We start from the raw sequence: 13,858 nt of genomic DNA, 5'->3' as shown, positions 1-13,858 counted from the left end.
CCAATTGCTTAAACCGCTTTTTAACGCGAAGAAGACAAATTTCAGAAACAAAAATGAGGACTTTTTTCCCCAACACGAGTGGCATTAAGCACTCAAATCTGGCTAACTCTTCTTTATTTCTGGTTGATTGTTCACCTGAAGATTGAAGACATCATTGCGTGAATAATGGCCAACTACATCAAAATCAAGTTTGGCTCGCACAATGTCATCTAAATCAATTTCTGCTGTAAGTACGCCTTCTTCGTCCCAAAGTGGACCCGCCAGCACTTCTCCTTTGGGCGAAATAATCACCGAACCGCCTCGACTCATCACTTCTGGCTGACCTTCTAAATCTTTGATGCCCGCTAAATCTTGTGGATACATGGATTTGGTTACAAACTGATTACAACCGAGCACAAAACAACCTCCCTCATGCGCAATATGCTTCAGAGTATATTGCCACATATCGCGATTATCGGCAGTTGGTGCCAAATAGAGCTGGACTCCTTTTTGATACATGGCAGTTCTGGCTAATGGCATATAGTTTTCCCAGCAAATCAAACCACCTATTCGGCCAATCTGAGTTTCAAAAGTCGAAAGGGTTTCTCCATCGCCTTCTCCCCAAACAATTCGTTCAGCTGCTGTAGGCTTTAGTTTCTGATGCTTGCCAAGCAGTTTTCCATCGTGATTGAAATAGAGCATGGAACAATAGATGGTTCCAGTGACCTTATCTCTCTCATTCACTCCAATGACCAAGTAAATACCGTTTCTCTTGGCAATTTCACCTAGCCGATCCGTGGTTGAACTAGGTACTTCTACCGATGACTGCCATAAACGCAGCCATGTTTCGCGCCCCTCTTCTGACCTACTGCCTACAACCGTTCCAAAAGTCAAGCCTCTAGGATAAGCCGAAAGAAAAGCCTCTGGAAAGAGTACGAGTTTAGCTCCTTGCTTAGCAGCTTTCTCAGTCCATTCCTCTACTTTCTTTACGCTGTTTTCCAAATCGAATAAAACAGGTGCGGCTTGAACCACAGAAACTTTGAATTTTGTTGCCATGCCTGAAAGTTATGAATTAATCAATCAACAAGTCTTTAAAGAATGGCTAGGGCAATCTTCGCTCCTTTCGATGGTTGAATGAAGGCTTAGAAAGAAGAATTCCGAAAGTGAATCAAATTTCCATTGGTAAAAGAGATACGATTTTTGTTTACTAAATCGATTGCGTGTTTTAGCTTAGCATATTATCAATTATTGTAAAAAGACGCGCAAAGTTCAATGATAACACTTCAGAAAGAATGGCGGCTAAAAAGCCCATCAAACCTATCATTAGGTAGTATATCCAAATTATTTCTCTTATTTCTCATTGGTTCAATGGCAGTTCAATTCAGTGCAACTGCTCAACAAAATCGATTGATTAATTCATACAACAGGGAATCTGTAAGTTTAAACGGGGAATGGAATTACATTGTAGACCCTTACGAAAACGGCTATTACAATTATCGTTATGAACCGTTCGACCAATCCGAGAACCCAGCCAGAGCGGCCTTTTTCTTGAATTCTAAGCCAAATGATAAAACCGACTTAATCGAATACGATTTCGACACTTCGCCTACCATGACCATTCCAAATGACTGGAATACTCAAGACGAAAAACTCTTCTATTATGAAGGTACAGTTTGGTTTAAAAAGAGCTTTGACTACAAGAATAAGGAAAATAACACAAGACAATTCCTCTATTTCGGAGCTGTAAATTACAAGGCTGAAGTTTACCTAAACGGCAAAAAGTTGGGCACACACATTGGTGGCTTCACTCCTTTCTATTACGAAGTAACCAACCTTTTGAAAGACGAAAACTTTGTTGTGGTTAAAGTAGATAACAAGCGTCATGCGGAAGGTGTGCCAACATTGAACACCGATTGGTGGAATTATGGCGGAATTACCCGCGATGTAAAGGTGGTCGAAACTCCTTCGACCTATGTTGAAGATTATAAACTGGCTTTAACTGACCTTAAGTCGAGTACAATTGAGGGTACTATTCAATTAAATGGGGATACCAAAGCCAATCAAAAAGTAACCGTTAACATTCCAGAATTAAAGGTTAATGAACAATTGACTACGGATGCGCAAGGAAAAGCTTCATTCAAACTAAAAGCAAAAAAGCTTGAACTATGGTCGCCTGAAAGCCCAAAACGTTATGAAGTAAACTTCAAAACCAATGAAGAAACATTAACCGATCAAATCGGATTCAAAACCATTGCTACCCAAGGCACAGAGATTCTTCTCAACGGAAAAAAAGTATTCTTAAGAGGTATTTCTATTCATGAAGAAAGACCAGGCGGTGGACGCGTAAGCAGCTTGAAAGACGCAAAACAACTATTGGAATGGGCAAAAGAATTGGGCTGTAATTATGTTCGTTTGGCACATTACCCACATAACGAGCATATGTTAAGATTGGCCGATGAAATGGGAATCATGGTTTGGGAAGAAATCCCAGTGTATTGGACCATCGATTGGACAAACGAAGAAACTTACGCCAACGCAGAGAATCAGCTTACCGAAGCTATTCAGCGTGATAAAAATCGAGCGGCCGTTATCATTTGGTCTATGGCCAATGAAACTCCAGTTCGCCCTGAAAGAAATGCATTTCTTAAAAGATTGGCAGCAACTACCAGACGCCTCGACCCAACTCGCTTGATCAGTGCAGCATTAGAGCAAAGCAGCTACAATGGGGATCCAAACACAAAAACAATTCACGATCCATATGCTGAAGTAGTGGACGTTTTAAGCTTTAATCAGTACGTAGGTTGGTATGATGGTTTGCCAGACAAAAGCGAGAAAATTTCATGGAAAATCGATATCAATAAACCTGTTTTGATTTCTGAATTTGGCGCTGGTGCCAAGTACGGTTTCCATGCCGATAAACTCACACGCTTTTCTGAAGAATACCAAGAATACCTCTATGAAGAAACTTTGAAAATGGTAAGCAGAATCGATCAGCTTCAAGGTTTTTCACCATGGGTTTTGATGGATTTCCGTTCTCCACGAAGAGCTCTTCCTAAAATTCAAGATTACTGGAATCGTAAAGGCCTTATTTCTGAAAATGGGGAGAAAAAGAAAGCCTTCTTCGTTTTACAATCTTTTTATGAGAGTAAAAAACAAGAAAACAAATAGATAAAAACTTCAAGTCATGAAAAGCCTTCGCCAAAACGAAGGCTTTTTTTATGCCTTCTGAAAAAGTCTTTCTCGGCACAGCATACAGCATTCTCAAAATCCCTTATCTTCATTTTATCATACTTCAGATTTATGAACATGATTGAAAAACTTGCACTTCGCGATTTAGACCCCACAGATTGGGCTCATGTAGCTAGAATTTACAAAGAAGGTATAGACACGGGACAAGCCACTTTCGAAACTCAAATTCCCAGTTGGGAAGCTTGGGACAAAAGCCATATGCCACAGTGCAGATTTGTGGCCAAACTAGGCAAAGAAGTTTGTGGATGGGCCGCATTAACCCCTGTTTCTGGCCGTTGTGTGTATGCTGGCGTGGCCGAAGTAAGCGTTTACATTGCTCAGTCGCACCGAGGCAAAGGAGTCGGTCAGTTTCTATTGAAAAACTTAGTTGAAAAAAGTGAATCTGAAGGCATTTGGACTTTACAGGCGGGTATTTTTCGAGAAAACACCGCTAGTACCCAGTTACACCTGAAAAACGGCTTTAGAGAAATCGGATTCCGCGAAAAAGTCGGCAAAATGAATGGCATTTGGCGAGATACATTATTATTGGAAAGAAGAAGCAAAATTGTTGGCATTGGCTAACAACGCCTTTATTTTCAGGTTAACATATAAACCACTTTTATGAATCTATATACGATTGGACTTCCTGGAGGAGCCGAAATCTTTTTCATTCTCATCATCATATTCATCATTTTTTGGGTCGTGGCTCTATTCGACTGCCTTAAAAGCGACAAACCCATAGAATCTAAAATCATCTGGGTAGTGTTAATTATGGTGCTTCCTGTAGTAGGGTCTATCATTTATTGGCTTGCTGGTCGCGATGGCAAAAAATCATAGCTTCATATACTCCACACCAAAAACGTAAGCACTTAAACACCTCCACATACATCAATTCCCACTCACATCATAAAAATTGGTTGTGGCTAAAAATGGAACTAGTTTCCAAACTCAAACAACGCAACAATTTTATGAAGACCATCGGAAGAATTTTGATGGCGCTGATGCTACTCTCAGCAACATTAAACGGATTTGCTCAAGATGATGCAAAAGCCAACTCCACAAAAAAAGAAAATAAGAAAAAGAAAGGCCTTCCTCTTGAGCCAGGACGAACTTTCAATTTTGATTTAACTGAAGGATCATGGATTGCGCTAGACGTTAGCCCTGATGGAAAAACAATTGTTTTTGATTTTCTTGGCGACCTCTACACCATGCCCATTTCTGGCGGAACAGCCTCTAAACTTACCGAAGGCATGCAGTTCGACAGCCAGCCTAGGTTCAGCCCTGACGGGAAAAAAGTAATTTTCATTTCCGATGAATCCGGAGGAGAAAATGTGTGGACCGTGGATTTGCAGAGCAAAGAAACCAAGCAAATCACCAAAGGCAATTCAAGCAGTTATCAATCTCCAGAATGGACTCCCGATGGCAAATATATGATCGCCTCAAAGCAAGCAAGAGGAATGCATAAAATCTGGCTTTACCATGTAGATGGTGGCTCGGGAACAGCTTTGGTAGACGAACCAAGCAACCTCAGAATGATTGAAGGAGCATTTGGAAAAGGAGATCGATACGTTTGGTTTTCGCAACGCAACGGCCTTTGGACATACAATGCGCCCATGCCACAATATCAAATTGCGACCTACGACAGAGAAACCGGAGATATCATCACCCAAAGTTCCCGATATGGTTCTGCTTTCCGCCCAACGCCATCGAGCGATGGAAAATGGTTGGTTTACGCCACGCGACACGATGCAGAAACAGGTCTTATTCTTCGCGATTTAGCCACAGGAGACGAAAGTTGGTTGGCCTACCCTATTCAGCACGATGATCAAGAATCAAGAGCTTCTCGGGATGCACTGCCTGGTTTTTCCTGGACTCCAGACAATCAAAACATCGTAATTTCTTATGGAGGAAAAATCTGGAAAATCAATGTCAGCTCAAAACAAGCTTCAGAAATTCCATTCAGAGTAAACTCAAATATCGAAATGGGTCCACTTTTGGATTTTGGCTATCCAATTTCCGATTCAGAAGAATTCACCATAACCCAAATCAGGGACATTACACCTTCACCTGATGGAAAACAATTGGCTTTTACTGCATTAAATGAGGTTTATGTAATGGATTTGCCAAATGGTGAACCTAAAAAACTAGTCAAACTTGACGAAACTCAAGCAGAGCCAGTTTGGTCGCCAAATGGTGAATGGATCGCCTTTGTAACTTGGCAGCCAGAGGGCGGTAAAGTTTACAAGGTTAGGCCTAACGGCAGAAACTTGACTCAATTGAATAAAAGTAATGCTGTTTATCAAAATCCAGCTTGGTCGAATGACGGTTCTAAAATTGTATTGATCAAAGGCCATTCTCAAGACTTCCGCGAAGCACTTCAAAGAACGGCCTTTAGAGGAACCAGCGACTTAGTTTGGGTTTCTTCTGAAGGTTCTGAAGACAACTTCATTGCGTATTCAAATGGCAGAAGTAGTCCTCATTTTGTAAAGAGTTCCGACAGAATTTATCTTTCTGGTTATAGAGGCCTTTCTTCTATTCGCTGGGATGGAACCGATGAGAAGTTCCATGTTCAAATCAAAGGAAAAGCTGCCGCTGGTTCTAGCAACGCACCAAGCGCTTCGCTTATCAAAATGGCACCTGAAGGCGATCAAGCTTTGGCTCAGGTTGTCAATGACTTATTCGTAGTTACTGTTCCTCAGGTAAGCGATGAAGCTCCAAGTATTTCTGTAGCCAATCCATCCAGCGCTGCTTTCCCTTCGCGTCAGCTTACCGATATCGGTGGGCAATTTCCGGCATGGAGTGCTGATGGCACCAAAGTGCATTGGGCAGTAGGAAACGCTCATGTGGTATATGATTTAACAGCTGCTAAGGCTTTTGAAGCAGAAAAAGAAGCACAAACAGAAGAAGAAAAGAAAGAGGAAAAAGAGAAAGAATACAAGCCTGTTGAAAATCGAATAGATGTAAAAGCAACTAGAGATTTACCTGAAGGAACAATTCTGTTGAAGAATGCCCGAATCATTACCATGAAAGGTGATGAGATTATAGAAAAAGGAGATATTCTGATTGAAAACAACAGAATTAAACAAATAGGAACGAATCTTTCTGCCGATCGCAAAGCCACTGTTATGGACATGAGTGGAAAAACGATTGTACCTGGTTTTGTAGATACGCATTCTCATTTCCGTGTGCCAGTAAACCTACACAGAGGCGAATTTTGGCCTTATCTAACCAATTTGGCATTTGGGGTAATCACCACACGTGACCCGCAAACCGCTACCACGGATGTTCTTACTTATGGTGATTTAGTGGACGCTGGCAAGTTAATTGGTCCTAGAATCTACTCAACGGGCCCTGGTATTTTCTCAAGCGAAAACATTAGCAGCTTAGAGCATGCTCAAAAAGTAATGAAACGCTACAGCAGTTACTACAACACCAAAACCATCAAAATGTACGGTGCTGGTAACCGCCAACAAAGACAGTGGCTCATTCAAGCGGCTCGTGAGCAAAACATTATGCCAACAACCGAAGGTGGTTTAGATTTCAAAGCAAATCTTACGCAGGTAATCGATGGCTACCCTGGTCACGAGCATTCTTTCCCGGTTTTCCCATTGTATAAAGATGTAATCGATTTAGTTGCTTTCTCCAAAACAGCCTATACGCCTACCCTTTTGGTAGCCTATGGTGGCCCATGGACTGAAAACTACTTCTATGCTACAGAAAACCCTCATGGCGATGCTAAACTGAACCATTTTATGCCTCACCATAACCTGGATTCAAGAACAAGAAGAAGAAACGATGGCTGGTTTATGAAAGAAGAATACGTTTTTGAAGAAGAATCATTATTTGCTAAAGACTTAATTGAGGCGGGTGGCCGAGCCGGAATCGGAAGCCATGGCCAACTTCAAGGACTGGGTTACCATTGGGAACTTTGGGCCATGCAGTCAGGTGGAATGAGCGAACATGATGCGCTTAAAGCTGCAACTATTTTAGGTGCAATGGCCATTGGTTTAGATACCGATTTGGGAAGTTTAGAAACCGGAAAACTTGCCGATCTTTTGATCTTAAACAGCAACCCATTGGATAACATCAAAAACTCTAAAGACCTTCAATATGTGATGAAAAATGGCCGTTTATACGAAGCCAACACTTTAGATGAGGTGTATCCTATGAAAAAACCATTGCCAAAATTGTGGTGGATGGATGCCGAGCCAAAAGATGTGCCTGGCATTAAAAAGTAAAACTTAAGAAGCTGTTTCAATTAATCTGCTTGGGATAACCCTGAATTTCCTTCAGGGTCTCTTCCAAAATTTATGATTGAAACAGCTTCTTTCTTTTAATAAAAGTAGAAAGACATCTTTAAACCGTCTTCAATACATTTTCTTCAACCCAAGGTTTTCCCCAGTTTTCATGTTCTTGTTCACTCCAAAGCGTTGGGAAAAATGTGATTTTCTGAAATTTAGGAGGAAGATACTTCTGCCAATTTGTGCCACCAGTAGCTTTAATATCCGAAGGATTGCGCTGTAAATAACGAACAGCCGATTTATAATGCATCAAAGGCCATTCTACATTCACTAAGTAATCGAACTGCCTCAATTCAGAAACCAGTGCTTCTGACCCCTCCACTCCTTCATAATTTCTCAAGTAAAGTTGATTCAAGTTCACACTTTTCACATCCTCAGCTAAATGAATAAATTGTCTGGAATACTTCTCTTCAAACTGTTCAAGTGTCAGCGTTTTCTTCCCTGATTTAAGTTCCGTAGCGCCCGTTTTCCAATATATACAATCATACAATTCATCTATCGATGAATAGGGATCAAACTCATCGCGCTTGTCCAGGTTCACCAAATTGATCATGTCGGTAGCATTGATTTCAATCATTCGATATTGCCCCGACTGAAAACCTGAGGAAGGCAAAAGCGACATTCTGAACTGTAGAAACTGCTCTTTTTCCATGCCTTCTATCATAATTGAAAAGGAATGGCACAGAAATTTAAAGTAGTTGTTCATTCGCTTTAAGCGCGTTGTAAAGAACTCCGCATTCGGATGTTCAGCTTCTTGTAGCTGCTTCATTTCCCACAAAACCAGCTTAAAATAAAGTTCGGTAGACTGATGATAGATAATAAAAATCATTTCATCAGGAAAATGAGTTTTGGGCTGTTGCATTCCCAAAAGCGAATCCAGATTTATATAATCCCAATATTTTAGATAATCCGCATGTAAAAGGCCGTCCAAATACGAGGTCATATCTTGCCCCATAGATTCATATTTAGCCTCAAGCTTCTTAATTCTATCTAATATATTTTGGTCGATTTCGTGGTTGTTCATACGTTTGCATAACACGGAGAGCCGTGTAAAATTGTGAGTTATTAAATTAGAAACCAAAAACCTATGAACGCGAACGAAAGTGTAAAAATTCAAAAATCGTCTAAGCAAGATACGTTCGAACATCCCGACTTTTATGGCATGGACGACTTGCTTTCTGAAGAGCACAAACTCGTTCGTGGTGCCGTTCGTGATTTCGTTAAAAAGGAAATCTCGCCTTACATTGAAAGCTGGGCCGAAAATGCGCATTTCCCGCTTGAAATCGTAAAGAAATTTGGAGATATCGGTGCTTTTGGCCCTCAATTGCCCGAAGAATATGGCTGCGGAGGCATGGACTACATCGCCTATGGCCTAATTATGCAAGAAATTGAAAGAGGTGATTCTGGCATGCGATCAACCGCTTCTGTTCAAGGATCTTTGGTAATGTACCCGATTTACAAGTTCGGTAGCGAAGAACAACGCAAAAAATTCCTTCCAAAGCTAGCTTCAGGAGAAATGCTGGGATGTTTTGGACTTACAGAACCTGATCATGGTTCGAACCCTTCTGGCATGACCACCAATTTTAAAGATATGGGCGACCATTATCTCTTGAATGGTGCAAAAATGTGGATTTCAAATGCTCCTCATGCCGATGTCGCTGTTGTTTGGGCTAAGAGTGAAGAAGGAAGAATCCATGGATTGATTGTAGAACGCGGCATGGAAGGTTTCTCAACGCCAACAACGCATGGCAAATGGTCGCTAAGGGCTAGCGCTACCGGTGAATTGGTTTTCGATAATGTGAAAGTACCTAAGGAAAATTTGCTTCCAGGTAAAAGTGGATTGGGTGCTCCTATGATGTGCCTTGATTCTGCTCGTTATGGCATTGCTTGGGGAGCCATAGGTGCTGCCATGGATTGTTATGAATCGGCAAGAAAATACTGTGCTGAAAGGCATCAGTTCGGAAAGCCAATTGGTTCTTTCCAGCTTCAGCAGAAAAAACTTGCTGAAATGCTTACTGAAATCACAAAAGCTCAGTTATTGAACTTCCGCTTAGGCCAACTTTTTAACGAAGGAAAAGCTACTACTTCTCAAATTTCTATGGCGAAACGCAATGCCGTAGAAACCGCGCTGAACATTGCCAGAGAAGCCAGACAAATGCATGGCGGAATGGGAATTACAGGCGAATATCCAATGATGCGCCACATGGCTAATCTTGAATCTGTTGTAACATATGAAGGAACGCACGATATCCATTTGCTGATTTTAGGTGCAGAAATTACCGGAATTCCAGCATTTAAGTAAACCATAAGAACATAAATGAAAAGGCCTGTGTTGAACATTCGACACAGGCCTTTTTTATAATGAATATGCAATATCCTAATAAGGTACAATCACCTTACCCGTTGCTTTCAATTCATGTTCCTTTCCAAATAGATAAACCTTCAATGGCTGGTTCGATTCATTGGCTATATTCACATTGTCCTTCTTCACATTAATCTTAAGGTTGCGCTCCCTAAACTTAATTTTGAAAGAATAACCATTCCAATGATCTGGTAAAACAGGATTGAAATGCAGTTTACCTTCTCTGACTCTCATGCCTGCAAAACCCTTAGCAAAGGCCATCCAGGTACCCGCCATACTCGTGGTATGACATCCGTCTTCGGTATCATTATTATAGTCGTCCAAATCGAGACGAGCCGTGCGCAAGTACATTTCGTAGGCCTTCTCTTTTCTTCCTAGTTTACAAGCCAAAATTGAGTGTACGCAAGGAGAAAGTGAAAACTCATGAACCGTCATAGGCTCGTAGAAATCGAAGTTTCTTTCAATCGTTTTTACATCGAATTCATCTTCAAAAAGGTAAACCCCCTGCAAAGTATCCGCTTGTTTGATGAAGCACGAACGAAGAATTCTGTCCCAAGACCATTTCTGGTTTATTGGTCTTTCAGAAGCTGGTAAGTCTTTGGTCTGAATTAATTCCTTATCCAAGAAACCATCTTGCTGAAGGAAAACACCACGCTCTTCATCGTAGCCCAAATACATATTTTCTAAAATATGTTTCCAGTGCTTAACTTCTTCTTTCGAATTGAAATCTACTTTTTTCAGAAGATTTGAAAGCTTCTTGTTTCCCTCATATTTCTCCAAACCTTCAAGCGTGTACTTTAAAGTCCAGAGGGCAATTTTACTAGTGTACCAGTTATTGTTAACGTTGTTTTCGTATTCATTTGGCCCCGTAACACCCAGCATTACGTATTGTTTCTTGTTCTCAGACCAAGAAACACGTTGAGCCCAGAAACGCGAAATGCCGATTAAAACCTCAAGACCATATTCAATCAAGTAATCTTGATCATCGTGGTAATTGATGTAATCGTAAATGGCATACGCTATGGCTCCGTTTCTATGAATTTCCTCAAAAGTGATTTCCCACTCGTTATGGCATTCTTCGCCATTCATAGTCACCATTGGATACAGCGCGGCTCCATTTTTGAAACCTAGTTTTTCTGCATTTTCGATGGCTTTCTTCAAATGCTTATAGCGATAAAGCAACAGATTTCGGCCAACCTCCTTATCGGAAGTAGCTAAATAGAAAGGCAAACAATAAGCCTCAGTATCCCAATAAGTACTTCCTCCATACTTCTCTCCGGTGAATCCTTTTGGCCCAATGTTCAATCTTTCATCTTCGCCAGTATAAGTCTGGTTTAATTGAAAAATATTGAAACGGATGCCTTGTTGCGCTGAAATATCACCTTCGATAGTGATATCGCTTTGCTCCCATTTTTTAGACCAAGCGCGCATATGAGAAGCCAACATTTTCTCAAAACCTTCTTCAAAAGCTTCGGTCACTTCCTTTTCGGCCACGGAAGCCAAAACATTTTTGCCGTGGTTTAAAGACGACACATTGGAAGCGTATTTAAAAATGGTAAAAGAAGCTCCCTTTGTAACATTTCCTACTTCGGCAACTTCTACATATTTCTCCTTTTCAGAAGGTGTTGACGCGGTAGATTCCCATTCACCTTCAATTTGATACTTCATTCCTGTGCCTACCCAGAAATCAGTTTTCTTGGTGCTGGCCACTACATAAGAAAATCCTTCATCAGCCTTCTTTTCTTGCTCTATCCAGAATTTTTCATCGTAGTTCGAGTCCTTATTCACCACATCGAAATCTACAAAAGGCGTTACTTTGGCTTCGCCAGAAAAGTTCAAAGGAGTGACTTCATATCGAATAGCTCCTACCCTGGTTCTCACCATACTGCAGAAGCGTTTGGCAGTAACTTTTACTTGTTTACCACTTGGCAATTCAGCCTTAAAAGAGCGCTCTAACCAGCCCTCCTTCATATTCAATTCCCTTTTGAAATTGCTGACTTTGCAAGTGTGTAAATCGAAAACTTCACCTTCAAACTCAATATGAATACCTATCCAATTACTGGCATTCAATACTTTAGCAAAATATTCCGGATAACCGTTCTTCCACCAACCCACACGGGTTTTATCAGGATAGTAAACTCCAGCGATGTAATTTCCTTGTAAAGTTTCACCCGAATAATGCTCTTCGAAATTGGCTCTCTGGCCAAAAAGTCCATTGCCAAGGCTAAAAATACTTTCCGAAATACAGTTGTATTCTGGAACAAAACCTTCTTCAATAATAGACCATTCGTGGTGTTTGATGTAGTCTTTCATAATACGCGTTTCTTAAGGGAATATAAGACTATTATAAGTTTTGGAGCAAACGTAGGTCTGCTTCTTCAAGAGATTTTAATACTACGGTAGCTTTGGCTAAAACTTGAGAATCTCCAATGCCAATACATTTCATGTTTGCATTGAGAGCAGCTTCAACTCCAGAAATAGCATCTTCAATAACAAGGCAATCTTCTGGCGATTCATTCATTCTTTCTGCTCCTTTCAGGAAAACCTCTGGATCGGGTTTGGAATGTGTTACTTGATTTCCATCCACAATGGTATCGAAATCGTTTTCCAAACCTATACATTTCAAAATGGTAGGTGTGTTTTTGCTTGAAGAGCCCACGGCCATTTTTATTCCGTTAACTCTTAATAAATCCATAAAATCAAGTACTCCAGGCAGAATATCGTCCTTAGTCATTTTGGAGATAATGCTAACGTACAGATCATTCTTGCGAGTGGTGTAATCTAGAATTTCAGCATCCGATTTTTCAATTCCTCCAATGGCAAGAATTCTCTTCATGGAATCAACTCTACTAACGCCCTTTAGGGCTTCGTTAGCGGTTTCGTCAAAAGGAATGTTAAGCTCATCGGCTATGCTTTTCCAAGCAATAAAGTGAGCTGGAACAGTGTCAACTATAACACCATCCAGATCGAAAATGCAGGCTTTTGGTAAGCTCATTATTTAAAATCAGGGTAATTATTGCGAATCATCGCTTCGGTTTCAGATAAGGTTTTGAACACTTCGAAAGTGCTTCCTTGCGTGCGCTGAGCTCCAAGAGCATTGGCATACATGGCTGCAATATTATATTCTTCTTCCCTACCTAGCAAACCATAAGCAAGTCCGCCAGCAAAAGAATCGCCACAACCGGTGGTATCTACCACGTTATCCATGAAAATTGAAGGCACAAATTCTTCGTGCAACTCTCCGTTTTTCTTGGTGAAAATCTTACATCCAGAAGAATCCGTTGTAATAATCAATACTTTTGGACCTCTATCGAGGATATAATCGGCCATAGGCACCAAGTGATCGTGACCAATATTATCGAGTAAATCGGTAAGTTCACTTTCGGCATATTCATGCTTAAACCAAGTGCACCAAGATTCCTCAAGGTTCATTTTTAGGATATCGATATAAGGCAACCACATATCCCTTTCAACCCAAAACTTCTTATGCCTATCTCCTCCAATGGTCATGGTATGTGTAGGGCCATGTCCATCGAAAATAATGGTTCCGGAACTGTTTTCTTTCAAAAACTTCAGGGTATCCAAAGCAATTTCGTGATCAGTAATGGGCACAAACACAAAAACGTCACAGTCTGTGAAATTTTCAACATCGGCTGGCATTATGGGATTCATAAATGCCGTTTGTTTTTCCACTCTGAAATTTTGGTCTAGGAACTTCAGCTTAATTACATCACCACTGTCGGCTTCATCGCTTACCCCATTCATATCAATAGCGCTATAAGGAGCAAAGATCTCCTTTACCGCTTCCATATCTACTTTGCGAATGTGTGAAATGGGATAAACCGTGCCTTGACCGGCAAGCAATTGCGCCAAACCAATAGTTGGATGTGTAATACATCCGTACTTCTCAATAACCTCACCTTTATGGGTTGTAATATGGTCTCTGGGAATTGGCCCCAAAACGGCTACCTTATATGAATTATTCATA

General features: G+C 40.8%; 10 protein-coding genes. 5 read left to right on the top strand and 5 right to left on the bottom strand.

The window, feature by feature from the left end; translation table 11 throughout:
- Positions 1-102: 102 nt before the first annotated feature.
- Positions 103-1,035, bottom strand: a complete 933-nt coding sequence (locus ACXACJ_RS06435) for a carbon-nitrogen hydrolase family protein (RefSeq protein WP_475133516.1) — start codon at positions 1,033-1,035, stop codon at positions 103-105.
- A gap of 312 nt (positions 1,036-1,347) precedes the next feature.
- On the opposite strand from ACXACJ_RS06435, the gene ACXACJ_RS06430 reads away from it, so the two are divergent.
- From ACXACJ_RS06430 to ACXACJ_RS06415, 4 genes are all read left to right on the top strand, one after another.
- Positions 1,348-3,147 carry a glycoside hydrolase family 2 protein gene (locus ACXACJ_RS06430; RefSeq protein WP_475133514.1) on the top strand — a complete coding sequence of 600 codons (1,800 nt, stop codon included), beginning with the start codon at positions 1,348-1,350 and terminating at the stop codon, positions 3,145-3,147.
- A 138-nt stretch (positions 3,148-3,285) separates the two neighbouring features.
- On the top strand, positions 3,286-3,789 hold the full coding sequence (locus ACXACJ_RS06425; protein WP_475133513.1) for an N-acetyltransferase family protein: 504 nt from the start codon (positions 3,286-3,288) through the stop codon (positions 3,787-3,789).
- A 39-nt stretch (positions 3,790-3,828) separates the two neighbouring features.
- Positions 3,829-4,044 (top strand): PLD nuclease N-terminal domain-containing protein, encoded by a 216-nt coding sequence (locus tag ACXACJ_RS06420; RefSeq protein ID WP_475133511.1) that lies wholly within the window; start codon positions 3,829-3,831, stop codon positions 4,042-4,044.
- Between the two features lie 131 nt (positions 4,045-4,175).
- The gene (locus ACXACJ_RS06415) at positions 4,176-7,445 is read left to right on the top strand and encodes an amidohydrolase family protein (RefSeq protein ID WP_475133509.1); all 3,270 of its coding nucleotides are present in this window, start codon (positions 4,176-4,178) and stop codon (positions 7,443-7,445) included.
- Positions 7,446-7,563: 118 nt separating this feature from the next.
- Here the strand turns inward: ACXACJ_RS06415 and ACXACJ_RS06410 are convergent, their stop codons facing one another.
- On the bottom strand, positions 7,564-8,532 hold the full coding sequence (locus ACXACJ_RS06410) for a tryptophan 2,3-dioxygenase family protein (RefSeq protein WP_475133507.1): 969 nt from the start codon (positions 8,530-8,532) through the stop codon (positions 7,564-7,566).
- Between the two features lie 63 nt (positions 8,533-8,595).
- On the opposite strand from ACXACJ_RS06410, the gene ACXACJ_RS06405 reads away from it, so the two are divergent.
- On the top strand, positions 8,596-9,810 hold the full coding sequence (locus ACXACJ_RS06405) for an acyl-CoA dehydrogenase family protein (protein WP_475133505.1): 1,215 nt from the start codon (positions 8,596-8,598) through the stop codon (positions 9,808-9,810).
- A 75-nt stretch (positions 9,811-9,885) separates the two neighbouring features.
- On the opposite strand, the gene ACXACJ_RS06400 is transcribed toward ACXACJ_RS06405, so the two are convergent.
- From ACXACJ_RS06400 to ACXACJ_RS06390, 3 genes are read right to left on the bottom strand one after another with little or no spacing between them, the layout of a single operon-like run.
- Positions 9,886-12,183, bottom strand: a complete 2,298-nt coding sequence (locus ACXACJ_RS06400; RefSeq protein ID WP_475133504.1) for a family 65 glycosyl hydrolase domain-containing protein — start codon at positions 12,181-12,183, stop codon at positions 9,886-9,888.
- A 31-nt stretch (positions 12,184-12,214) separates the two neighbouring features.
- Entirely contained in the window at positions 12,215-12,865 is a 651-nt protein-coding gene (gene pgmB, locus ACXACJ_RS06395) for a beta-phosphoglucomutase (protein ID WP_475133503.1), read from the bottom strand.
- Positions 12,865-13,857: a carbohydrate kinase family protein gene (locus tag ACXACJ_RS06390; RefSeq protein ID WP_475133502.1), complete on the bottom strand. Its 993-nt coding sequence runs from the start codon at positions 13,855-13,857 to the stop codon at positions 12,865-12,867. Before ACXACJ_RS06390 ends, pgmB begins: the two co-directional genes overlap by 1 nt.
- Position 13,858: the final 1 nt, after the last annotated feature.

This window comes from Roseivirga sp. AWQ4_251 (genome assembly GCF_056158225.1).
This window is presented reverse-complemented; position numbering and strand designations above follow the sequence as displayed.